The organism is Teredinibacter franksiae (assembly GCF_014218805.1).
In the GTDB taxonomy this organism is placed as follows: domain Bacteria; phylum Pseudomonadota; class Gammaproteobacteria; order Pseudomonadales; family Cellvibrionaceae; genus Teredinibacter; species Teredinibacter franksiae.
This window is the reverse complement of record NZ_JACJUV010000001.1, coordinates 2,266,720-2,290,342: the sequence shown is the minus strand read 5'-3', so window position 1 is coordinate 2,290,342 and position 23,623 is coordinate 2,266,720. Positions and strand designations below refer to the sequence as shown.

At 49.6% G+C, this 23,623-nt stretch carries 24 protein-coding genes; 10 read left to right on the top strand and 14 right to left on the bottom strand.

What is annotated here, in order from left to right; translation table 11 throughout:
* Positions 1-3: 3 nt before the first annotated feature.
* Positions 4-897 carry a LysR family transcriptional regulator gene (locus H5336_RS09475; protein ID WP_185233580.1) on the bottom strand — a complete coding sequence of 298 codons (894 nt, stop codon included), beginning with the start codon at positions 895-897 and terminating at the stop codon, positions 4-6.
* A gap of 129 nt (positions 898-1,026) precedes the next feature.
* Between H5336_RS09475 and H5336_RS09470 the strand changes: the two genes are divergently transcribed.
* From H5336_RS09470 to H5336_RS09460, 3 genes are all read left to right on the top strand, one after another.
* Positions 1,027-1,626, top strand: a complete 600-nt coding sequence (locus H5336_RS09470) for an FMN-dependent NADH-azoreductase (RefSeq protein ID WP_185233578.1) — start codon at positions 1,027-1,029, stop codon at positions 1,624-1,626.
* A 14-nt stretch (positions 1,627-1,640) separates the two neighbouring features.
* Positions 1,641-2,492, top strand: coding sequence for a pirin family protein (locus tag H5336_RS09465; protein WP_185235702.1), 852 nt, complete (start codon positions 1,641-1,643; stop codon positions 2,490-2,492).
* A 194-nt stretch (positions 2,493-2,686) separates the two neighbouring features.
* A complete protein-coding gene (locus tag H5336_RS09460; RefSeq protein ID WP_221628015.1) occupies positions 2,687-3,208 on the top strand; it encodes a DUF411 domain-containing protein in 522 nt (173 codons plus the stop codon).
* 87 nt (positions 3,209-3,295) lie between these two features.
* Here H5336_RS09460 and H5336_RS09455 read toward each other — a convergent pair whose 3' ends face one another.
* Both H5336_RS09455 and H5336_RS09450 read right to left on the bottom strand, forming a co-directional pair.
* Positions 3,296-4,414: a serine hydrolase domain-containing protein gene (locus H5336_RS09455; RefSeq protein WP_221628014.1), complete on the bottom strand. Its 1,119-nt coding sequence runs from the start codon at positions 4,412-4,414 to the stop codon at positions 3,296-3,298.
* Between the two features lie 75 nt (positions 4,415-4,489).
* Positions 4,490-5,152 (bottom strand): nitroreductase, encoded by a 663-nt coding sequence (locus H5336_RS09450; protein WP_185233576.1) that lies wholly within the window; start codon positions 5,150-5,152, stop codon positions 4,490-4,492.
* 113 nt (positions 5,153-5,265) lie between these two features.
* On the opposite strand from H5336_RS09450, the gene H5336_RS09445 reads away from it, so the two are divergent.
* Entirely contained in the window at positions 5,266-6,417 is a 1,152-nt protein-coding gene (locus H5336_RS09445) for an FIST signal transduction protein (protein WP_185233574.1), read from the top strand.
* Between the two features lie 68 nt (positions 6,418-6,485).
* Positions 6,486-8,333: a putative bifunctional diguanylate cyclase/phosphodiesterase gene (locus H5336_RS09440; RefSeq protein WP_185233572.1), complete on the top strand. Its 1,848-nt coding sequence runs from the start codon at positions 6,486-6,488 to the stop codon at positions 8,331-8,333.
* Between the two features lie 28 nt (positions 8,334-8,361).
* On the opposite strand, the gene H5336_RS09435 is transcribed toward H5336_RS09440, so the two are convergent.
* Entirely contained in the window at positions 8,362-9,282 is a 921-nt protein-coding gene (locus H5336_RS09435; protein ID WP_185233570.1) for a hydrogen peroxide-inducible genes activator, read from the bottom strand.
* A 176-nt stretch (positions 9,283-9,458) separates the two neighbouring features.
* On the opposite strand from H5336_RS09435, the gene H5336_RS09430 reads away from it, so the two are divergent.
* Complete coding sequence (locus H5336_RS09430) at positions 9,459-10,154, top strand: 2-phosphosulfolactate phosphatase (protein ID WP_185233568.1); 696 nt, start codon at positions 9,459-9,461, stop codon at positions 10,152-10,154.
* On the opposite strand, the gene ridA is transcribed toward H5336_RS09430, so the two are convergent.
* The 5 genes from ridA to H5336_RS09405 form a co-directional block, all read right to left on the bottom strand.
* Positions 10,151-10,534 (bottom strand): deaminase RidA, encoded by a 384-nt coding sequence (gene ridA, locus H5336_RS09425; RefSeq protein ID WP_185233566.1) that lies wholly within the window; start codon positions 10,532-10,534, stop codon positions 10,151-10,153. The two genes, H5336_RS09430 and ridA, sit on opposite strands and share 4 nt — an antisense overlap.
* A gap of 28 nt (positions 10,535-10,562) precedes the next feature.
* Positions 10,563-12,680 (bottom strand): RelA/SpoT family protein, encoded by a 2,118-nt coding sequence (locus H5336_RS09420; RefSeq protein WP_185233564.1) that lies wholly within the window; start codon positions 12,678-12,680, stop codon positions 10,563-10,565.
* A 17-nt stretch (positions 12,681-12,697) separates the two neighbouring features.
* Positions 12,698-12,985, bottom strand: coding sequence for a DNA-directed RNA polymerase subunit omega (gene rpoZ / locus H5336_RS09415; protein ID WP_185233562.1), 288 nt, complete (start codon positions 12,983-12,985; stop codon positions 12,698-12,700).
* A 79-nt stretch (positions 12,986-13,064) separates the two neighbouring features.
* The gene (gene gmk, locus H5336_RS09410) at positions 13,065-13,682 is read right to left on the bottom strand and encodes a guanylate kinase (protein ID WP_185233560.1); all 618 of its coding nucleotides are present in this window, start codon (positions 13,680-13,682) and stop codon (positions 13,065-13,067) included.
* 75 nt (positions 13,683-13,757) lie between these two features.
* Positions 13,758-14,624 carry a YicC/YloC family endoribonuclease gene (locus H5336_RS09405; protein ID WP_185233558.1) on the bottom strand — a complete coding sequence of 289 codons (867 nt, stop codon included), beginning with the start codon at positions 14,622-14,624 and terminating at the stop codon, positions 13,758-13,760.
* 112 nt (positions 14,625-14,736) lie between these two features.
* Between H5336_RS09405 and rph the strand changes: the two genes are divergently transcribed.
* Positions 14,737-15,456, top strand: coding sequence for a ribonuclease PH (gene rph, locus H5336_RS09400; RefSeq protein WP_185233556.1), 720 nt, complete (start codon positions 14,737-14,739; stop codon positions 15,454-15,456).
* Between the two features lie 338 nt (positions 15,457-15,794).
* On the top strand, positions 15,795-16,238 hold the full coding sequence (locus H5336_RS09395; RefSeq protein ID WP_246439067.1) for a hypothetical protein: 444 nt from the start codon (positions 15,795-15,797) through the stop codon (positions 16,236-16,238).
* A 4-nt stretch (positions 16,239-16,242) separates the two neighbouring features.
* Here H5336_RS09395 and mutM read toward each other — a convergent pair whose 3' ends face one another.
* The 5 genes from mutM to radC form a co-directional block, all read right to left on the bottom strand.
* A complete protein-coding gene (gene mutM / locus H5336_RS09390) occupies positions 16,243-17,061 on the bottom strand; it encodes a bifunctional DNA-formamidopyrimidine glycosylase/DNA-(apurinic or apyrimidinic site) lyase (protein ID WP_185233555.1) in 819 nt (272 codons plus the stop codon).
* 80 nt (positions 17,062-17,141) lie between these two features.
* Positions 17,142-17,297 (bottom strand): 50S ribosomal protein L33, encoded by a 156-nt coding sequence (gene rpmG, locus H5336_RS09385; protein ID WP_075187169.1) that lies wholly within the window; start codon positions 17,295-17,297, stop codon positions 17,142-17,144.
* Positions 17,298-17,323: 26 nt separating this feature from the next.
* Positions 17,324-17,560 (bottom strand): 50S ribosomal protein L28, encoded by a 237-nt coding sequence (gene rpmB / locus H5336_RS09380; protein WP_185233554.1) that lies wholly within the window; start codon positions 17,558-17,560, stop codon positions 17,324-17,326.
* Positions 17,561-17,765: 205 nt separating this feature from the next.
* Complete coding sequence (locus H5336_RS09375) at positions 17,766-18,881, bottom strand: glycoside hydrolase family 5 protein (protein ID WP_185233553.1); 1,116 nt, start codon at positions 18,879-18,881, stop codon at positions 17,766-17,768.
* Positions 18,882-18,983: 102 nt separating this feature from the next.
* Positions 18,984-19,658 carry a RadC family protein gene (gene radC, locus H5336_RS09370; protein ID WP_185233552.1) on the bottom strand — a complete coding sequence of 225 codons (675 nt, stop codon included), beginning with the start codon at positions 19,656-19,658 and terminating at the stop codon, positions 18,984-18,986.
* 172 nt (positions 19,659-19,830) lie between these two features.
* Between radC and coaBC the strand changes: the two genes are divergently transcribed.
* A complete protein-coding gene (gene coaBC, locus H5336_RS09365) occupies positions 19,831-21,072 on the top strand; it encodes a bifunctional phosphopantothenoylcysteine decarboxylase/phosphopantothenate--cysteine ligase CoaBC (RefSeq protein WP_185233551.1) in 1,242 nt (413 codons plus the stop codon).
* Positions 21,073-21,101: 29 nt separating this feature from the next.
* On the top strand, positions 21,102-23,621 hold the full coding sequence (locus tag H5336_RS09360; protein WP_185233550.1) for a phosphomannomutase/phosphoglucomutase: 2,520 nt from the start codon (positions 21,102-21,104) through the stop codon (positions 23,619-23,621).
* Positions 23,622-23,623: the final 2 nt, after the last annotated feature.

Sequence of the window (23,623 nt, the reverse complement as noted above, 5' to 3'; positions counted from 1 at the left end):
ACATTAACGGCGCGCCTGTACCTCTTGCTGAAATTTCTCGATTAGTTTTTCGGCCACGGCCTGCACGGCAGGCCCGGCATTGCTTTGGTTGGCGACTACTAGTTGCAGGGGAATGCTGCGTTCGGTACCCATTTGTAGCGGCAATATCTTTAGACTACCTTCAGTCAGTAATTGTTCCACGCAGTGCCGGGGTAGAAATGCAAAGCCGAGCCCGGCTTTAACGGCTTCTATGCTGGTAGCGAAGCTGGAGACTGTCCAGCGTTGGTTTGCCCCAAGCCAGCCGACATCTTGTTGTCGCTTGGTGCCAGAGTCACGGACAACAATTTGTCGTTGTTGCTTCAAATCTTTTTCCGTCACCGTTGTCAATTGTGCTAGCGGGTGGCTGGTTGCAGTAACGGGAACCATGGTTATCGTTAGCAGTGGTGTACCAAGGAAGCCCGGCGGAACTCGACCGGTGATGGCAATATCAACTTGCCCGGTCAGCAGGGCTTCATCCGTACCCGATAACGTTGTTTCAAATAGGCGAATACGGGTAGCAGGGCTAAGGCTTGAAAAAGCCTGTAAACCACATAACAGTGCGGCTGTGGGTGTGAGTGCATCGGCGGCGACTGCAACTTCGGCTTCCCAGCCGCTGGCCAGGTAAGCGGCGGTTTTTTCCAGTTGCTCCGCTTCCTGAAGCAGGCTGGCGGCGTGTCGATAGAGCACTTTACCGGCTTCCGTGAGCTCGGCTTTACGGCCGCGCTGTACCAGCGGGGGTACAGGTAATTGCTCCTGAAGACGGGCGACTATATAGCTGACACTGGATTGACTTTTGTTCAGCGCCTCGGCGGCTTTGGCGAAGGATCCCTCGTCGATGACGGTTTTAAAGGTCTGCCACTGTTCTAATGTGATTTTCATAATTGGTTAAAAAAGTTGATCAATTGATGCAAATATAGCGTACATTCAATCAAATATTAAGATTTATACTGGCTTCATTGTTTGAAACCACCGTGGTTTATATACGTAAGCAGGCAAAGGAGTAGATTTATGAGTACCAAGGTATTGCACATTGATTCCAGTATTTTTCCGGCCAACAGTGTTTCACATCAGTTAGGACAAAACCTAATGACCCAGCTTGGCGAGCAACTCGGAGGGCTGGAGGTTGTCCACCACGAGCTGGGAGAAACCCCCATTCCCCATTTGGATGCCGTTACACTCAAGTCGATTGGTGAAGGCAAGGCCGAACTCGCTGATGCACTGATAGCCGAATATTTAGCGGCGGATATCTTGGTGCTGGGCATACCGATGTATAACTTCGGCGTGCCGTCTACCCTTAAGGCCTGGTTTGACCACATAGCGCGAGCCGGCGCTACTTTCAAATATACCGATAACGGCCCCGTTGGTTTGGGGGGCGAAAAAAAGGTTTTTGTTCTTTTGACTCGCGGGGGAAATTATCAGGGCACTCCCGCCGACAGCCAGACAGCATTTTTGAAAACTTTTTTGGGATTTATTGGCCTTAAAAATATAGCGTTCATTTACGCCGAAGGTTTAAATAAATCCGGTGACAGCCGTGAGCAGGCTATCGCTGATGCGCAACTGCAAATTGCCAAACAGGTGAAATTAATAACTGAGCATGAGGTAGCGTAATGACCGGCAACGTTATTCGAGAAGTGGTAGAACAAATACATGGGCAGCCTGCCTCTGATGGTGCGGGGGTGAACTTGTTACGGGTATTTGGTGGAAGCCGTCCACAACGTTTTGACCCGTTTTTAATGCTGGACGAATTTGGCTCCGAAGAAGCCAGCGACTATATCGGTGGCTTCCCCTCTCATCCGCATCGCGGTTTCGAAACGGTAACCTATATGCTCCAGGGCAAAATGGAGCATCGTGATCATATGGGTAATGTCGGTTTGTTAAATGACAGTGATGTGCAGTGGATGACAGCGGGGCGAGGTGTTATTCATTCTGAAATGCCAAAACAAACCGAAGGTAAGATGCGCGGCTTCCAGCTGTGGGTGAATCTACCAGCAGCGCAAAAAATGAAACCAGCTTACTATGAAGATGTGCCTGGAAACGAGATCCCTGCTTACCAATTGAATAAACTGTTCGTTAAAGCTATTGCGGGTGAGGCCTGTATTGACGGGCAGCAAATTCAAGGCTACTTCACTGTCCCCGATACTGACGCACTGTTTTTGGATGTTCATCTTCAGTCTAATTCAGAGGTCACAATGCCCGTTGCAGAAGGGTATAACCTACTCGTGTATGTGTATGAAGGAGAGGAGTTGTTGCTCGGCAGAAAAGCAGTAAAAACCAAAAGCCAGATGCTTAGCCGATTTAACCCCGAAGGCGATCTTTTGGTGACCAATAACGGGGAACATCAAGCGCGTTTTATTGTACTTGCGGGTAAGCCAATAAAAGAAACTATTGTGCAGCACGGTCCTTTCGTAATGAATACGGTTGAAGAAATTCAGCAGGCCGTGCGTGATTACGACGCGGGGGTGCTAACAGCATAGCGGCTGGTCTCGTTGGAACGACTAATAGCTAGCCATTGCGCTATAGAGAATTTACGCTGGAAAAGTCGCAATAGAGTGACTGCTCCTGCATGTTTTCGCCTAGACTGTTGCAGGGCTGCTGTGCGATGACGTAACGGATAGCAACTGAATACTCCCCATCACCGATTTCCCTCGGGTATCTACTGGAGAAGCTTATGAAAAGTTTGTTTGTCATTATGTTATTGCTTGGCGTTTTGTCCTGCTCCAAAGGTGTAGAAACGCAACCGGTGGATGAAGCGCCAGTACCAATGGCAGCTAACAGTGGGGACTTTCAGCAGGCACCAACGGATGTCGACCTGCTGGTGTACAAAAGTGCCTCTTGTGGCTGTTGCGCCGATTGGGTTGCGCATATGCAAGAAGCCGGCTTCACGTCAAAAGTCGAACACCCAGAAGACTTGGTTGCGGTTAAGCAGAGCTGGAATATCTCCAGTGAATACCAATCTTGCCACACGGCCGTTTCCCGCCAAGGCTATATTTTTGAAGGCCATATACCCGCTTATGTCATTCAACGTTTTCTCGCGGAGAAGCCAGCCAATGCTATGGGCTTGGCCGTAGCGGGTATGCCTATAGGCAGCCCGGGGATGGAAATGGGGGATAAATTTGAACCCTACGATGTACGGTTGTTACGAAAAGATGGCAAGACAGAATTGTTTACGCGCATCACTAAGCCGAGGTGAGTATGGGTTTTACATGAGGTTGAAGGGCGCTCCAGCCTGCCGTAATGCAGTGTTTCGCTGGTGTTACCAGTGAAGAGAGTTTTATTTTTACTGGCACTCTGCCCAGTTATCCACTAGGTCACGCACACCATCCAGCAGGGCGTAACCTTCACGAAAGCTACCCAACTGCCCCTGGCGGGCAATAAGACCGAAGGCGCCGTTAGACGTGTTTAGGAAAGGGTAAGCGCCATAGGCGCCGGGGCTGGAGACTGTGGGAGTTTCCGCACAGGTACTGTTAAACGATGATTCGTGGCATTCAATCCACAGGCCAAAACCGTAGTGCCAGTCTTCGCTAATGCCGCTCATCGCGGGAGAGTTACTGATCACAGCGCCCACAATTTGATCGCTGGTAGCTTGCTCAACCGGGGCTGTTGAACTGTAAAAATCGGCATCGCGGAAGGCGCGAATGAAGTCGATATAGTCGGTGGCCGTCCAAGTCATACCGCCAGCCAAGCGCGGATTATTCTGTGATGGCAGGCTGTAATGAGATGAAGGGAACAGCCCAGTTACGGCTTTAAATTCGTCGAATAACTCTAGCCAACTACTGTAACCACCTGCCTCAACGGCCATAGCGCCGGCAACCTGCAAGTGATTGCTGCCGTAATGAAAAATGCCGCCGGGTAAATTTGTCGATTGCAAATGGTCGTCGGCAATATTACTAACGCACTGGAAAAAATCGGCATTGGGTAAATTATCGCATAGCTGCGGTTGGTCTAGCCCTGAGGTAAAACTTAAGAGTTGGGCCAAGGTAATATCTTTAAGCACACTGTCTTCTGGTAGATCCCATACGCTTTTCGGCAGATAGTCCTGTGGATGGTCGTCCAGGGCCATTAAGCCGCGATCTACCACTTGAAGAATGATGGCGGCACTAACCCACTTTGATGTGGATGCCGATTCGTAGCTACGCGTGAGGTCGGCATTGCCACGGCTGTAACTGAATGCTTGGCCGTCGCTGCTTTCCAGATAAAAGGTAAAGTCGGTGTCGGTAGAAGCTGATGCGAGTCGGCTACTGAGAATGGACTCTATATCGCTGCGGGCACATTGTTCGACTGATTCCAGATTGGGTGTTAACACGGCCGCGTCTAACGGGTTCTCTGAATTTCCTCCACCACAGGCCGCCAGTAGTAGACTGGTGCAGGCAAGTATTGTTAGGCGCAATATATGCATTGTGGTTGAGCTAATTATTTTTTGGGCAACTATTTGACCACAGTTTAGGCGATCAGTGCTAGCAATGGCCTAGGATCAGTCAATAAAACGGGTAAAAACCTCTACTGGCTCTCGCGGTGTGCGATAACTGTTAACCAGTGCGCCTTTGTCTTCGTAGCCCACGGCCATGCCGCATACCAACGTCATACCTTCATAACGTAGTTCTTTCTTGACGATTTCCGGGTATTGCCCCAGTGCAGCCTGGGGGCAGGTTGCTAGCCCTTCTTCAACTGCGGAGAGCATTATGGACTGTAAAAACATGCCGTAGTCCATAAACGAGCCTGTTTTCATCGCCGGATCGATAAAAAAGTACAGCACAATGGGTGCCTCAAAAGCTGTGTAGTTGGCTTGCCATTGCGCGCGCTGGCGATCCTTCTCTGCACGGGTAATATTGAGTGCAGTATAGAGTTGTAGGCCGCAAGCGCGTCGACGTGAGCGATAGGGTTCTATCCATTCCAGCGGGTAATAGAGGTAGTCCATTTTCTCCTCGTCTCCACACTGGAAAGCGGTTATCAGTTTTTCCTCTAGCGCCTTCTTTTTTTTACCACTGACAACGGCAACCTGCCAAGGCTGTGCATTGGTACCAGAGGGCGCATGCCGGGCTGCGTCCAGAATACGGTGTATAGTTTGGGTTTCGACGGGCTTGTTGAGAAAGGCTCTAACAGATTTTCGTTGTTGTAGTGCTGCTTTAACGTCCATAAACACACCCATCATTGATTGAATCGCTATTGTCTCAGACCTAGCGCTTATTGCTAGCGGCAGAAAATAAATTTTCACTTATACTTATATCATTTAAGAGTGAATTTAACTCCATGACGTTGGTGTGTGCGCTTGAGGTTTGTGAAGTCCCTGAAACGAACGCTTTGGCACACTCAATCGCTCGGGTGACGGCTGCAGGAGCGGATGCTTTGTGCATTCTTGCCTGTGATGCAGACAACTGGACCCCGTCCCTAGCTGATCCGGCTCTTACCGGTGTCGGAATCCCCCTTTTTGGTGGTGTTTTTCCAAAGCTAATTCGAGGCGCCGAGGCGCTAGATAGTGGCACGTTGGTATTGGGGTTAAAGGGGCATTTTGAGGTGTTTACTATCGAGCAGCTCAGTCGTGATGAAGCGGCCGTTACCGAACAAGTAGCCGCTATGCAGGCGTCACTGGAAGCCTTCCCTTCGCTGATTGTGTTGCCCGATGGATTGGCGAGCAATATCGAGCGATTGGTAGAGGAGCTGTATTCCTCGGTGGGTGGCGACTGTAAACCGGTGGGTGGCGGTGCCGGTTCGCTTGATTTTATTCAGAAGCCCTGCTTGTTTAGTAATAAAGGCATGCTTGAAGATGCTGCGCTTATTGTCGCTACTAAGCGGCGCTATGCGGCGGGGGTGAGCCATGGTTGGCAGACGTTAGAGGGGCCTTTCTTGGTTACCGGTGCCCACGGCAATACGTTAGAGTATCTGAATTACCAGCCAGCATTCGACGTATATCGCAAGGTTGTTGAAGCGCATGCGGGCATGCGCTTTTCTACTCATGCGTTTTTTGATATTGCCAAAACTTACCCCCTGGGTATTGCGAGTGTTGATGGCGATATCTTGGTGCGAGACCCCCTTAAGCTCGATGGCACCTCATTGGTTTGTGTGGGGGATGTGCCGGTTAATTCAACCGTCTATTTACTGGAGGGGGTATGCGAAAGCCTGGTGGCGGCCTCGGCCGGGGCGGCTAAAGAAGCGCTGGTCGCCAGCGGCATATCTGCGGATGTTAAGCCTGTGGAAGAGCGGCAAACCGCACTGGTATTTGACTGTATTAGCCGCAGCTTATTTTTAGCAAATGAATTCAATCGAGAATTGGAAGCCATTGTTGGCCATTTAAATAAAAGTACCGAGGTGATAGGCGCGCTAACATTGGGGGAGATTGGCCAATCCCGTCATGGCCCGTTTCAATTGTTGAATAAGTCTACGGTGATAGCGTTATTTTCTTGAGAGACGTATAGGCCTTGTTTCCGCGCTTCACTATGAATAATAGTTTTAAATTCGAGTAAAAAAGTCAAATGACGACTAACAACGATGCGCTCAGTTTAATCTCTATTCAGCATGAATTAGGTATGGCCATTGGCCGGCAGTTATTGTTGAGGCCGATGCTTGAGCATTTTTCTAGAACCTGTATTCGTCGACTGGGTATTGCGGAATTGCATTTTTACCTATATCTAGATGCTAACAATGCTGTGCAGTGTACCAATATTTTACCGGATAGTTTCGTCACACCTTTTTTGAGCACCCCCCACAGAAAGCAGTTACAGCAACCGCTTAGCCTTAATGCTTATTTTGAAAAAACGGAAAGAGATAACGGTAACTTTGTTACTGAAGCGCAATTAGATTACGGTAAGGTTCTTCATTACTATAACCTTGCAAATTTTGGTGTTGTGGTACTCCATAGAATGGACAAACCACTGGCTGACGCTGTGTTGCAATTGTTACGGCCGATATTTCAACGGTTGGCAATTAGCTGTCAGGCGTCGATTGAGCACGAGCAGTTGTTGCTGGCAATAGAGGCTCGAGAAAGGGCAGAGAAAAAAGTACGCTTTCAGTTGTATCACGATGAGCTCACGCAGCTACCCAATCGTCGGTTTGTATTAAAAAAGCTGGAAGATGAGATTGTTCTCTGTCAAGACTACGGTATTCGGAGTGCGTTGTTGTTTATTGATCTTGATCGTTTTAAATCTGTTAACGATTCCTTAGGGCATTCAACCGGCGATGCGCTGCTAGTGGCGGTTGCACGTATATTGCAAACGCTCGTATTCGATCGGGACGTTGTTGCTCGCTTGGCGGGTGATGAATTTGTGTTGTTGATTTCTGGACAGGGAAATACCGATATAGAAGAAACGATCCATTGTGTACTGGGTAAATTACGAGACGCCTTTTCTATACCGGTACTGGCAAATGGGCATATGCTCCACATTACCCCGAGTGTAGGTATTGATGTTTTTCCAGGTAAGTGCAGTTCGGCAGATATCGTGCTCAGAAACGCCGACAGTGCGATGTATATTGCGAAATCCCAAGGCCCTAATTCTTCCGCTTTCTATAATGAAGAAATGTCCCGAGAGATTGAGCGTCGCCTGGAAATAGAAAAGGAGCTTCAGGCGGCGATTAAAGATTTTAGTGATTTCACGTTGCACTATCAGCCACAGTTTTGTGATTCGGGCGAATGTGTTGGCGCCGAAGCATTGATTCGCTGGAATCACTCAAATAGGGCGATTTGCTCGCCGGCCGTTTTTATTTCGGTAGCGGAAGATACCGGCCTAATGCTGGAAATCGGCCGCTGGGTCATTCGTCGTGTTTGTGAGGATATTAAACAACTACAGCGCCATGGGTTACCCGAGCATTTTGACTGTATCGCGGTAAATGTGAGCGCACTACAATTTAATCAGTCTGGATTTGTGGATGAATTATTTGAGGTGATTTCACGCACAGGCGTTGATCCGGCCTTGCTCGAAATAGAATTAACGGAAAGCACGCTGGTTAAGAATATGTCTGAGACAGCAAGCAAAATGCACCGCTTGCGTAATTTGGGGGTGCGCATATCTGTTGATGACTTTGGTACTGGCTATTCGTCGTTAGCTTATTTGAACCGGTTTCCAATTTCTACGCTGAAAATTGATCAGAGTTTCGTCCGCAATATGGATAAAGATGTGGGCAATCGAGCCATCGTCGAAACGATAATTGCGCTCGGCAATAGTTTGGGTTTAGCGGTTATTGCCGAAGGTGTTGAATCTGAAACCGAATTGAACAGCCTTAAATCTCTTGGTTGTGAATACTATCAAGGTTTTTACTTCGAGCGTCCCCAGCCGCTGGAGCGTCTACAGCGGCTGGTTACGTCTACGGCAATGTACTTGCACTAATTGCTTAGCCTATATACTTGGAATAAGCCTAAAAGTTTTCCCCTACTTTACAGTCGGTAATAGAGTCTCGAATGGCATCGATTGCCTGTAGCCTGGGAAAGCTTGCACGCCATGCTAGCGCTACGGTTCTTTTCGGTACCGGGTCGACAAAGGGTTTAATAATGAGGTCGTCACTAAGGTAATGGCCTGTCATTGCGGCAGATTGCGGCAAAATAGTAATACCCAATCCTGAGGCGACCATATACTTTAATGTTTCCAGTGAGCTACCTTCGGCGGCCGTGCGAATATTTCCGCGGGGGTCGTCTACGGAGGGCTTTAGCGTGGGGCACGCCTCTAAAACCTGATCGCGGAAGCAGTGGCCTTCTCCGAGTAGTAGCACGTTGTCTTGGTTAAGTTCTGCGGGTTCGATGTGTGTTTTGTTGCTCAGGGGGTGGCCTCTGCCCAATAAAACAACAAAAGGTTCTTCGTACAGCGGTTGGGTAACTACATCGGCCTCGGTAAAAGGCAGGGCGACAACAATGGCGTCTAAGTCACCGTGGCGAATTCGACGGCGTAGCGTAGCTGTATAGCTTTCTTCGATATAAAGCGGCATGTCTGGCGCTAGTTTTTGCAATGAGGGGATCAGTCGCGGAAATAGGTAGGGGCCAATCGTGAAGATGGCACCAATGTGAAAAGGGTTGGTCAGTTGGTTTTTACCTGAGTTGGCAATGTCTTTTATCGATGCCGCCTGCTCAAGAACTTTTTGCGCCTGCTGAATAATGTTTTCGCCCAGCGGTGTTGGTGACACGCGCGTTTTGGACCGCTCAAAAATGGAAACCTTTAGCTCTTCTTCCAGTTTTTTAACGGCGATACTCAGGGTGGGCTGGGAAACGTGGCAGCGATCTGCGGCGCGGCCAAAATGCTGTTCCTGTGCAAGGGTTACGATATAACGCAGTTCTGTCAGAGTCATGATGGGGTTGCCCCTGAGTTGGTTTGATAACCTAGGTTGAAAATCTAACCACAACTAATTTTTCTTTTATGCCCTAAATCTATTAGTTACGAATCGTTAATAAGCCTACACTAGGGTCTTCAGTTGGTAAATCATCCTTTCATTTAATTTTTCCTTTCTGATATTGAGAGCGCATCATGCAGATTAATGTTGTTGATTTTGTTGCGGGCGCTAAGCAGGCGCGCGGGGTTACGGTTGTGATTGATGTGTTCAGGGCTTTCACTACAGCGTGTTATTGCTTTAATGCGGGTGCGGAGACGGTTATTGCGGTAGACGACAGTGATAGAGCACTGGCGATGGCGGATACGTTGTCTCGCCCAGTGTTATTGGGGGAGCGGTATGGTAAACGCCTACCGGGATTTGATTTTGGTAATTCGCCAAGCGAAATCGCCGGTGAGCGATTGCAGGGTAAAACCGTTGTGCACACTACGCACGCGGGCACGCAGGGATTGGTTAACGCGAGAAACGCCGAAACAGTGTATACCGGTGCCTTTGTGAATGCGCGTGCAACAGCAGCGGTCATTCAGAGCTTGTCACCCAAAATTGTTACCTTGGTAAGGATGGGGCTCAACGCCAACGAGGCATCGGATGAAGACTGGTTATATGCTGATTATCTTACCGAGTTATTGCGGGGGCGCGAAGTGGATGATGGTATTGTTTATCGAAAACTAAGAGGATCGCCCTATTCGGCACGATTTTTTGACCCCGCCCAGCCGTGGTCGCCCTCGGCGGATTTTGATTGCTGTCTGAACTTTAATCATTTTAATTTTGCGCTTCAGGCGCAAGCGATAAGCGCAAACGCCAGTGAACTTTCGGTGATTAAGGTCTCTTAAACTACCATTATGCCGTCGGCTTCAACCAAGGCGCCTTTGGGTAATTCTTTAACGCCGATGGCCGCACGAGCGGGGTAGGGTTCTCGAAAATATTTAGCCATGACGTCGTTGATACTAGGAAAGTGGCTAAGATCGGTGAGGTATATATTGAGTTTCACAATATGCTGAAGACTGCCATCGGCTGCTGTGCATACCGCGCTTAAATTCTTAAAAACCTGTTCGGCTTGGGCGGCGAAATCGCCTTCGACCATAGTCATGGTTTCCGGGACCAATGGAATTTGCCCCGAGAGATAAACCGTATTGCTGACTTTTACGGCCTGAGAATAAGTGCCGATGGCTTTCGGCGCATTTTCTGAATGAATAATGGCTCTGTTGGGCATGGTAAGAATTCTCTTGGCTTGTGGTTGGCTAGTTTTGTGGTCGGCTAACGCTTTCTACTGAACGCATGTTGCGAACAGAGCGCATTACATTGGCGAGATGGACTCGACTGTTTACTTCAATAGTGAGGGTAATGACGCTGTGTTCAGCGTCGCGTTCGTCAACTTGAATACCTTCGATACTGGTGCTGGTATTAGCGATACGGGTAGCGAGGGAGGCGATAATACCGCGTTCGGCTTTCACTTCAACGCGAACCTGGGTCAGAAATTCGCCCTCTACGGTAGAAGACCAGCTGATATCGGAGATATTCTCATTTTTCGAGCGCAGGCCGCTGACGTTTTTACAGGTCTCCCTGTGTACCACCATACCCTTGCCGCTACTTAAATGCGCAATAACCGGGTCGCCCGGTATGGGGCGACAGCAGCGGGCAAAGCTGATCAGCAGACTGTCGGCAGAATCGATTGTTATGGGGCTAGTGGTGTTGGCATTGTCATTACCAGAGGTTTCGGGCGATAGAATTTTGGTGATGGTAACGGTTGCAATTTCGCCTAAGCCAATGCGCTCGTACATGGTGTCCAGAGAGTCACAGCCGGTATTGTCCTGCAGTGATTTAAGATGTTCACCTGTTAATTTTTCGAAATGAATATTGTTGTTAGTAAGCGCGCGAATCAGCATGCGCTTGCCCAGCTCAATAGATTCCGTATGACGCTGGTTTTTGAGATAGTGGCGAATGGCCGAACGCGCTTTTGCGGTAATCACAAAGTTCAGCCAGTTGGGGTTGGGCTGAGATTTCTCGGAGGTAATCACTTTAACCTTCTGGCCACTTTCCAGCGGCTGCGACAGGGGTGCGGGCCGGTCATTAATACGGCAGGCGACGCAGGTATTACCGACCTGAGTATGCACGCCGTAGGCAAAATCGACCGGCGTGGAGCCGGCCGGTAGCTCGATAATTTCGCCATTAGGGGTGAACACGTAGACTTCGTCGCGGAACAGATCGATTTTAACGTTTTCAACAAACTCTACCGAACTGTTGGTATGTTGTTGGATTTCCAGTAGACGTTTTATCCAGCGATTGGCGCGGTCGTAGCTACCGTAAGATGTTGGTTTATCATCACCAGATGATTTATACAGCCAGTGTGCCGCGACGCCACGGCTGGCAAGTTCGTCCATTTCTTTGGTGCGAATCTGTACTTCGATGGGCACGCCCTGGGTGCCTATGACTACAGAATGTAGCGACTGATAGCCATTCTCTTTGGGGATGGCAATGTAGTCTTTAAATTCGCCAGGCTTGGGCTTGTATAAGTTGTGAATCGCGCCCAAGGATCGATAACAAGTATCGATATCTTCCACAATGATGCGAAATGCATAAACGTCCATAATCTCTTTGAACGATTTATGCTTGCTGCGCATTTTGTTGTAAATACTGTAAAGGTGTTTCTCGCGGCCGATGACCAAGCCTTCAATATGTTCGCGCTGCAAACGCATTTCAATAGCGGCCTGAATTTTTTCAACCAGTGTTTTTCGGTTGCCGCGTACCTGCTGCAAAGAGGCGTGCAGGCGTGTGGCGCGCAGTGGATGCATGGCGGAAAAGCCACGATCTTCGAATTCAATACGCCAGTCGTTCATGCCTAAGCGGTGGGCAATGGGGGCGTAGATTTCTAGGGTTTCCTTGGCGATGCGACGTTTTTTTTCGGCCGGAAGTGCGCCAAGTGTGCGCATGTTGTGTAAGCGGTCGGATAATTTCACCACAATTACGCGCAGGTCTCGGGCCATGGCCAGGGCCATTTTTTGGAAGTTCTTAGCTTGCTTTTCTGCCTGGGTTTCGTATTCGATTTTGGCGAGCTTACTGACGCCGTCAACAATATCGGCGACCTGTTCGCCGAACTGCTTGGTGATGGCTGCTTTTGCTATACCCGTATCCTCGATAACATCGTGAAGCATTGCGGCCATTAGGCTTTGATGGTCCATGTGTATAGAGGCGAGTATGTTGGCGACGGCTAGGGGGTGGGTAATATAGGGTTCGCCGCTGCGCCGATACTGGCCCGAGTGGGCCTGTTCGGCGTAATAGTATGCGTGCTTGACCCGGCTAATTTGTGCCGGTTCGAGGTAAGAGGAAAGCCTGTGGCTTAACGAGTCAATGGTGAGCAACGCTTTCCCCGCGGCATTTAAAGGTCTGTAGTTGGAGGCGTGAGGCTTGCGTCTAATTCTACTGGTGCTTCGCTAAGCAGTATATCGTCGCGGGTGTCTTCGTCGTCTTGGTCGAGAATACTAGCGTCAATTAGGCCTTCTTCGATTTCGCGCAGGGCGATAACGGTTGGCTTGTCGTTTTCGGCCGGAACCAAAGGCTCTTTACCTTGAACCGCGAGCTGGCGAGCACGCTTGCTGCCAACGATGACCAGTTCAAAACGGTTGTCAACGTGATCCAAACAATCTTCTACTGTAATTCGTGCCATTAATCTGATTCCGCTGGAGTTGCTAAGGGGCTGTTTTGGCTTCCCGAAAAGGGCCGGGAAGTGTACGCAAATTGGGCAGCTACCTCAATAGGTCTATGAGTAAGTTTTGATGCATTTGCTGCTGTTTTTCGAGCTTTTGGCGCTGGGCGAGTACTATTGCGCGAAATTCGGTGAGCGCTTGATCAAAGTCGTCGTTAATAACCAGAAAATCGGCTTCGACATAGTGCGACATCTCGTTCTTGGCCTCGGCCATTCTCGCCTGTATCACCTCTTCTCCATCTTGCCCGCGCCCAGTCAGGCGCTGATGCAATGCGTCGCGAGACGGCGGCAGTATAAATACGCCCACCGCTGCGGGGATTTGTTTGCGGACCTGCTGTGCACCCTGCCAGTCGATCTCCAGAATAACATCTACGCCTGAATTTAGGGTTTGTTCCACCCATGATTTGGAGGTGCCATAGTAGTTGGTAAACACCTGTGCGTGCTCAAGGAACTCGATTTGTTCCACCATTGCTGAAAATTTTTCGTGACTGACGAAATGGTAGTTCACACCGTGCTCTTCTCCAGGGCGAATGGGCCGAGTGGTGTGTGAAACAGAAACGCGAATATTGTTGGTGTTTTCAGCCAACATCTTCACCAGGCTGGTCTTGCCCGCCCCAGAGGGGGCGGAAACGGTATAAAGCGTACCACGGTAGCTCATTGAGTGTATTTATCCTCCGCAAGTGAAGAGCATTGAACAGGTTAATTGGAGTATAGCGCGATTGACCTATCGAGCTTATTCGATGTTTTGCACCTGTTCGCGCATTTGCTCAATCAATACTTTTAGGTCAACGGCAATCTGCGATGTTTCGCTGGACATGGATTTCGATGAAAGCGTGTTGGCTTCGCGATTCAGTTCTTGCATGAGGAAGTCTAGCCTGCGACCAACGGGACCTTTTTGTTCGAGGGTGAGAGTAACTTCCTGAATATGGGCTTCCAGTCGATCAAGTTCTTCCGCGACATCTGATTTTTGGCAGACATACACCACTTCTTGGTTGAAGCGGTCTTCATCCACCTCCACCGCTAGGGCGTCAACCCGCGCGCGTAGCTTGTCTTTGTACGCTTGCTGTAGCTCTGGCAGGTGTGTACGCATCACTACTACGTGCTTGCCAATGGTGGTTAAGCGCTGAGCAATAAAAGATTTTAATTCTTCCCCCTCGCGCTCGCGGTTCGCAATAAGCAACTCAAGGGTGGTGGTGAAGAGCTTGGTTGCCGCTTGGTTGAGTGTGTCGGCGTCAATTTCGGCGGACTGCAATACTCCGGGCCAGCGCAAAATTTCAAGTGGGCTCAGCGGTGCTGCGTCGTCAATATTCGCAGCGAGCTGCTGTGCCAGCTGGGTGATCTGGTTGGCGAGCGGCTGATTCAGTGCCAAGTCGTCATCGACGGCATTTTCAGTTTTAAGCTGAATGCTGATGTCGACCTTGCCGCGACTCAGGCTGTTGCGCAATTTTTCGCGTAGTGGCGTTTCCAGTGCTCGCAGGGCTTCGGGGAGGCGAATGCTGGGTTCGAGATAGCGGTGGTTCACACTGCGTAATTCACAGGTAAGGCTGCCCCAGGAGTGCTGTGCTTGCTGGCGGGCAAAGCCTGTCATACTGCGTGGCATAGTTTGTCCTTCATTAATTTATTGCCCTGTAATAGTAACACAGCGATATAAAAAACCGTCTGGGAATAGCATAATAGCGACCCATTCCTCATCTCTCTCAAGGTAGTCAAATATGAGCAGAACTAGTGGCCGCGCTGCGGATCAACTACGCCCTATTTCCATTGAACGAAACTTCACCTGTCATGCCGAAGGCTCGGTATTGGTAAGTTTTGGTAATACTCGGGTTATCTGTAACGCTAGCGTGGGGGAAGGGGTGCCACGGTTTATGAAAGGCGAGGGGCGCGGTTGGATTACCGCAGAATACGGCATGTTGCCTCGCTCCACTGGCTCGCGTATGGGGCGTGAAGCCGCGCGCGGTAAGCAGGCGGGTCGCACCGTTGAAATTCAACGGCTAATTGGGCGCTCTTTGCGGGCCGCTGTGGATTTGGCTGCGCTGGGAGAGTACACCATTACACTTGACTGCGATGTTATTCAGGCTGATGGCGGTACGCGCACAGCTGCGATCACAGGCGCCTGTGTTGCTTTAGTGGATGCATTGAGGTACTTGCAGCGCAATCGAAAAATCACCACCGACCCGCTATTACATATGGTGGCTTCGGTTTCCGTTGGCATTGTCAACGGTGTAGCGGTTTTGGATTTGGATTATCCCGAGGATTCTTCGGCCGATACTGACATGAATATCGTTATGACTGATGCCGGTGGCTTGATCGAGATCCAGGGTACTGCGGAGCAGGAGCCTTTTACCGAACAGCAATTCGCGGAGATGTTTGCGCTCGCTAAAAAAGGTATTGCTGAATTGAACGACCTGCAAAAACAGGCATTAGCTGAGTAGCGCCGTACTTCTGTGATGGGTTCTTATTTTTACATTTTTTGAACAGCTCTATCACCTTTAGGGCTGTACAATCCTCGCTGTTAACCATCCACTAACTACCCACTCTGAAAAAGATTGGTTATATGGTTGGCGTTTTTAATGGTATACATCTTAAAATAGCGACTTGCTCCGTACGGGCAATCGTAGTATTTGAGATAATGGATTAAGACGGTCGGAGAGCCGTTCTGTGGTGTCTGGCAGTATTTTTACTGTTCAGTTGGATGGACTACCGGGGTGCACAGGGGGGCAGAGATGTCATGTGCGATACAAATCCCGGCTTATTTTGAGTGAGGCTACACATGAAGAAACTGTCACAAGGTTTGGCGGTTCTTGGTTGTATTTTTTTCCTGTTTGCCATGAGTGCGTCAGCTGAGACAATCAGCATGAAAGCGCCTCATTTTTCAGATGATGGCAGCTTTGTATTACGCGTTGAATCCGCGTTAAGCACCTATGAATCATCTAAGCAGGGTATGCACCTAGAAATATACCGCAATAAAGACGGGGGCGAGTACCAGCGTATTTTGAGGGGGCCGCATTTTGCAGCGCTTTCGGAGTTGGTGAGAGAGAACGGGCTATACGGTTATAAAGCACGCTGGGTGGCGAGCGATGCCGCCGATGAGGGCGCGCAGCTGTTTAGTGAGCCAGTTTACATCGAGGTGACCACCAAGGTACCCCGTATGGTTAAGCCCCGCAGTGATCGTATTGCGAGCAATGCGTCTCCCGCTGGTATTGGCGTGTATTGAATCTCTAGCGCTGGCATTGGGTGCAATAAATTGTTGCACGCTGTGCCAGTCGTTTCTCTGTAAGCGGCTTGCCGCATTGACTGCAGGGCTGTCCTGCGCGTCCGTATACTTTCAGTTTTTGTGCAAAATAGCCTGGTTTCCCTTCGCTATCGGTAAAGTCCTTTAGGGTGGTTCCGCCCTGTGCTATCGCTTCCTTAAGTACCTGCTTTATTTCCAAGCATAGCTGTTCAACTGCTGCGCGAGATACTTTGCCCGCGGCTTTTAGTGGATGAATGCTTGCTGCGAAGAGCGCTTCATTCGCATAGATATTGCCTACTCCTACGACTACTTTGCTGTCCATTATTAAGGCTTTGATTGGTTGGCTGCGTTTCCGTGTGCGTTGGTACAGGTAGTCAGCATCAAAATGGCTACTGAGGGGTTCTGGGCCTAAGTGGGATAATAGCGGGTGAGTGTCTGGCGTGTCATAGGTATACAGTAGAGCACCGAAACGACGCGGATCATGGAAGCGCAGGCATCGGCCATTTGTGAGAGTGAGGTCGACGTGGTCATGTTTTTCGGGGGTGGTTGAGCCAGTGAGAATGCGCATGCTACCCGACATCCCTAGGTGCCATATTAAGCAGGCGCCAGATGAAAGGTGTAGCAGAAGGTACTTTCCGCGCCTGTCTATGGCGTTAATAGTTTTGCCTTTACATAGCCCGGATAGTTCTTGGGGTATGGGCCAGCGCAAGTTTGGGTTGCGGACGGTCAGGCTGCGAATGGTTTGCCCTAACAGGTGTGGGCTAATTCCGCGACGGGTTGTTTCTACTTCGGGCAGTTCTGGCATGGTCAAATAGTATAATTGACGTTTCTTTTCTTTCGGGCATAAAAAAACCGGCAACTGCCGGTTTTTTTTGAAAGCGCAAACTACTTAATTTTGCCTTCTTTATACATCACGTGCTTGCGAACAACGGGATCGTATTTTTTGATCTCCATTTTGCCAGGCATAGTTCGCTTATTTTTGTCAGTGGTGTAAAAGTGGCCGGTACCGGCACTTGAATTCAAACGGATCTTGTCTCGCATGATATTTCTCCAGTGTTATCCGCAGTTTATACTTTTTCGCCGCGGGCACGCATATCGGTCAGAACAGACTCGATACCGTTTTTGTCGATGATACGCATACCCTTGCTAGAAACACGGAGTTTCACAAAGCGCTTCTCGGATTCAATCCAAAAACGATGGGAGTGCAAATTAGGCAGAAAACGACGCTTAGTGTGGTTTTTTGCGTGAGATACATTGTGGCCTGTTACCGGGCGCTTTCCAGTAACCTGACAAACCTTAGCCATTGTCTTACCTCTTTCTTTATAGGTGCAGGACCATGGCTCGTGAGCCAGTAGTCGGTAAATTAGTTGGGTTAATTTCGGCCTGATCGGTTAAAAATTGCGCCGCATAGAGGGCTGACCGAAAAGAGGCGCGTTTTATACCAAAATGGATGATCAATAGCAACCAGAGTTTAGCGAATTAACTATAACCCTGGCTGCTAGCTGTGAATTATGGGTTTTCTTCGAGCATTACTTTGCGGAAAAATTCGCCCTGTTCTGTTGGTGTGTACTTCCAATCGGAAATCATTTGCGGTGCCCAGTCGGGGTCGAAGCACCACGCTGTCCAGGAAACACCGTGTTTATTCATATAGTCGATAATGGCGGGCCCATAGCTTCCGTCATCGATAACGGGAATGTGGGCGCCGGGCTGGCCGTCCTGCATCCAGCCAATTTCGGTCGCTAATATGGGGTACTTTTTGGCCATATAGCCCCAGCTTTTATCCCAGTCCTGGGGTTTTTCGGCTATAGGCTTTTTGGATTTTTGAGGGTAGGGGTGGGCGGCGTAGGCAACCCCTTCGGCTCGAATAGGATTACTGCCAGCTTCGCTTAAATCATAGGCCCAGTTAAATCCGCCGACCAGAGGAATAACATGGCGATCGTGAGCGTAAATGATGGCGATAAGTTCTTCGTTTACCTGTCGCCATTCATCCCAGCTTAGCGAGCCCCACTTGCCGCCAGAGGTGGTTGGCTCATTAAAAAGCTCGTATACGGCAATGGTATTAACACCCTGGTAGCGGTGGGCGATCTGCCGCCAAAACTCGCGGGTTTCTGTGAGCGAGGTGTTGTACATGGGGTGCTGAAAGATTTCAGCTTTAAGATTGCCGATAGAGTGCCAATCAATAATCAGGTACATATCCAGCTCATTGGCCCACACGACCGCTTGGTCAAGTAGCGCTAGGTAGTCTGTTTTTCCGCGTTTTTGCCAAGCGGTTGGATGGATCGGCAGGCGAATGACATTGGCGCCCCAAGCCTTTGCTTGTGCAAAGTGCGCTTTTTTCCATTTGCGGTTTGTTTTCAGTTTATCGGGGTCTGAAAAGTTGACGCCGCGAAGAATAATGGTTTCTCCGGCTTCGTTGATCAGACGATTGCCGTCAACGCTAATGCGGCTCGTTTTGATTTTGAGCTGGCTGGAGTCAAAGGTCTCCGGGTAGGGTTGGTTCCACCATTCGCCGGGTTTTGCTTTAGCGGAAGCTCCTGCGTGGGTGACAGCGGTAAAGAATAGGGAAAAAACCGCAATACAAGCAATGACATTTGCCCGTATGCGTGGGGCCTGAGTAGTGTTCATGATAGCACTCGCGTGAGTTTTAATTATTGTGTGTAAAAAAATCGCAACTACAAATAGCAACTAATAATTATAGCGTGTTAAACGTTAAGTTAATGTTATCGATCAAAGCCAGCCGTTGTCAGCAAAAGACACGACATTACCATCGCCGACAATCAGGTGGTCCAGGGTGCGGATATCTACAAGCTTAAGTGCGTCAGTAAGACGTTTGGTTATGTTGTGATCAGCGCTGCTGGGCTCGGCAATTCCCGAGGGATGATTGTGGGCTAAGATAATCGCCGCTGCGTTGTGCGAAAGCGCTTTTTTAACGACCTCGCGCGGATACACGGCGGCGCCATCAATAGTGCCTTGGAACAGCTCTTCGAAGGCGATAAGGCGGTGCTGAGTGTCGAGAAATAGTGCTGCGAATACTTCCGAGGGGCGATCACGAAGCTGCGCAAGAAGGTATTGTTTGACGGATTTGCTGCTGGAAAATTGCGTTTCACGCTGCAGCTGTTCACCGAGGTGTCGGCGTGACATCTCCAGTACCGCCTGAAGCTGTGCATATTTGGCGCTGCCAAGCCCAAGAGCTTGGCAGAACTCTTCCTGGCTGGCGTCAAGCAAGGTGCGCAGGCCGCCAAAGTGCGAAAGTAGTTCGCGGGCTAGGTCTACCGCGGATTTGCCGGCGCACCCGGTGCGCAGAAATATCGCCAGTAGCTCGGCATCGGATAAACTATTGGGGCCTTTTTGCAGTAATTTTTCGCGTGGGCGCTCCTGCGCGGGCCAATCGGTTATAGCCATAGGTGCTTCCTTGTTATACTTAACGACTTGCCGGTAAGGACTCGCCAGCAGATCTCACGTCCATGAATCTGTTATCTTAGCTGCCAGAGTCGCCGATGTGAACACCCCTAAAACTTCGAATTTTGCGTAATACTCTCGAGTAAGCGCGCGTATATTGTTTCCGAGCCGCCACATGACATCTAACAGCCAACCTGAATCACTTTATTCGCTCACCCACAAAAATCTATTGCTGGGCATTTCTGGTGGAATTGCGGCTTATAAGTGCGCCGAACTTGTGCGCAGGTTTAAAGTTTTGGGGGCCAATGTGCGCGTGGTTATGACCGATGCAGCGCGAGAGTTTGTCACGCCCCTCACGTTGCATGCGCTGTCGGGCAACCCTGTGTACTACTCATTGCTTGATGCTGATGCCGAGGCCGGTATGGGGCATATTGAATTGGCTCGGTGGGCTGACCTGTTGCTGGTGGCTCCAGCTACAGCTAACACGCTTTCGCGGCTAGCTAATGGCGAAGCATCTGATCTGCTTAGCACTTTGGCGCTAGCCACCAAAGCTCCGTTAATACTGGCTCCAGCGATGAACCAGGGGATGTGGTTAAACGCAGCTACACAAAAAAACTGTCGGCTATTGCGAGAGCGTGGGGCTAAACTATTGGGGCCGGCGGAAGGTGAGCAAGCTTGTGGCGATGTTGGCCCTGGTCGTATGCTTGAGGTTGAATTACTGGTTACGGCGGTTGCGGCACAGTTTGAAACTGGGGCGCTGGCAGGGAAAAAAGTGGTAATTACCGCGGGCCCAACGATCGAAGCGTTGGACCCAGTACGCTTTTTGAGCAATCGCAGTTCAGGTAAAATGGGTTACGCGCTCGCACAGGCGGCTGTTGATGCGGGGGCGCGTGTGGTGTTGGTATCTGGGCCGGTCTCCATGTTACCCCCTCCACACGTTGAGCGAATAGCTGTGGAAAGCGCGTTGCAAATGTATGAAACTGTAATGGCGCAAGCTGAATCGGCTGACGTGGTGATTGCGGCTGCAGCCGTTGCCGACTATCGCCCGAAAGAGTTTCGTCAGCAGAAAATCAAAAAGGGCGGCGACGATTGCTTGGTGTTGGAGCTAATTAAAAACCCCGACATAGTGGCGAGTGTGGCACAAATGGCGGGTGAGCGCTTTGTGATGGGGTTTGCTGCGGAAACGCAGAACGTGGAGCCGTTCGCTCTGAGTAAACTGGAACATAAGCAGTTAGATGCCATTGTTGCTAACGATGTTGCGCGCGCTGATATTGGTTTCAACAGCGACGACAATGCCGTAAAAATATTCTCAAAAAACGGTGAGCAAGCGGTTTTTGAGAAGCAAAGCAAGCAGCAGATTGCTCGCAATATTGTTAATTGGGTAGCTAAGCATTTGCCATCCAATGATAAAAACTAAATGATAAGTCAAGAAACAAGGAACGGTCAGTGGCTGATAATTTTGAAAAATTTTCTGATCCGGATCGACTGCCGAACGCAGTACAGGTTAGCGAAGAAAAACCAAAAAAGAGCCGAATTTCACCGGTAGCAATAAGCCGTATTGTAGCGATATTGCTCGCAGGTTTGATTAGTGGTCTTCTTGTGCGTGAAGTGCATCGGATCCAGGTGTTAGATAAGCAGTCTACGCGCTTAAGTGAGCTTTCTCTGCAAAGGGCACAGCTCACCGCGCAGAATGTTGAGGTCTACTTGCAAACAATTAGTCGTGCCATCGGCCAGTTTGCTAGTAAGCCTATATTGGAAACGGCTTTGCGGAAAAATGATGCAGCACAGCTGGAGGATTTTTCGAGCCTGTTGCGCAGCCAGCTCGAGCATGTCGAAAGCGTGCGTTTTTTCCTGCCGGGAAAGGCAGTGCTTAACGACAAAATTTTTCCTCCTGTTCGTTTTTCAGAGTTAGAACTTATTCGTTTCGCCGAAAACAGAAAGCCAACCAGAGTCGAAGCTTTGATTCAAGGTAAAGAGCGGCTTATAACTATTGTTGTGCCTGTGCCGGCTACTGAAACTGCACCGGTTGCTGGCACTATGATGGTGAGCCTTTCGGTCGATGGACTGTCTGCCGCTCTAGAGCAAAATAATATTGGTATGGGTCATGTTGAGTTGACTCAATATTTTGGCAAAGGAAAGCCGACGCTGGTTGCTCACTACCGGGGCGATACCGTCGGAGGGTCCAGCGAATATAAAGTGGGGGGCACGCCTTGGGATGTTAAGTTTTCTCCCAGTTTTCGATTATCGGAACAGGCGCGCGTTAATATCCCCTTTATTCTCTTTGGCCTAGCTGTGCTCTCCCTCGTTTTGATGGCGGCAGCGTTGTGGTTGGGTTCTCGTGTGGGCGAAAAAGTTGTTAAGGTGCGCGAAAGCGGTGCCAAGGGCGCTTGGGGCACTATTACTGCCGTGGCAGCAAAGGTAGCCGATGAAGAGTTGTCTACGCTTCACTCGAGAAAAACGAATATTCTCGACGTTGACATCACTCTTGGAGACGAACAGCTTCTAGGTTTAGAGGAAGAGAAGAAAGCCTCTAAGCACAAGCCATCCACAAATAAATCCAAAGAAGAGCCTGCAGTAGCCGATATCAGTATTCCCGATGTTGTATTCCGTGCGTATGACATTCGCGGAAAATACGGTAGTCAGATCAATGAAGACTTCGCTTTGAGGTTGGGCGCAGCGCTTGGGAGTGAGGCTTTGGATGTTGGCGAAGACACGCTGCTTGTCGCAAGAGATGCTCGAACCCATAGCCCTAAATTAACCGAATATCTAATTCGTGGCATTCTCAACAGTGGGTGCCATGTAGTGAATATTGGCACAGTGCCAACGCCTTTAATGTATTTCGCTACCGAAACACTGGAGCAAAGTTCTAGTGGCGTTATGGTTACGGCAAGTCACAACCCCGCCGATCAAAATGGTTTTAAAGTGGTGATGGACGGCAAGTGCCGCTCCGAGCAAGATATTAAATCTATCCGTTCACGCATGCTGTCGAACGATGTTTATCAGGGTGCAGGCGAAGAAAGTCGAATAGATATTACCCCCAGCTACATTGATGCGATTTTCTCCGATGTCGCTCTGGCAGGAGATGTCTCCATTGTTATCGATGCGGCAAATGCGGTCGCTGGATTGGTGGCGCCTCGTTTGTTTGAGGAGTTGGGTTGCCGGGTAACGCCGCTTTTTTGTGACCTCGATGGTAAGTTTCCGAACCATGAGCCTGATCCTACCGTAGAGAAAAATCTCCAGCCGCTGATTGAAAAAGTAAAGGAAATGAATGCGGATCTCGGTGTTGCGCTTGACGGTGATGGTGATCGCATTGTCGTGGTTACCTCTTCAGGAAAAATTATTTGGCCGGACCGGCTGTTGATGCTGTTCGCCAAAGATATTGTTTCCCGTAATCCCGGAGCAGATGTGGTGTTTGATGTAAAGAGCACCCGGCATTTGAATAATTGCATCTCCGAAGTCGGGGGGCGACCGATTATGTGGAAGACTGGGCATTCGCCAATGAAGGCCAAAATGGCGGAAACGGGTGCACTGGTCGGTGGTGAATACTCTGGGCACATCTTCATTAAAGATCGATGGTACGGCTTTGATGATGGGCTCTATGCAGCCGCTCGTTTGATTGAAATACTCAGCTTGCAGGGCCAAACCTTGGATGAGTTGTTCGCGGAATTCCCTGAATCGCCCGCTACGCCGGAAATTCGTGTGGAAGTACCGGAAGAAAGGAAGTTTGAAGTCGTAAAAGCATTGATTGAAAAAGGCGAATTTGGTGGAGGTAAAATTACAACGATTGACGGAATTAGGGTTGATTATTCCAACGGTTGGGGGTTGGTGCGTGCGTCCAATACATCGGCACATTTAACCCTGCGTTTTGAGGCTGACGATGATAATGCGCTTCATCAGTTGAAATCACTTTTTGTTAAAGAGCTGAAAATTATTGACAGCTCGCTCTCTTTTGATTGGAACAGCTAGCC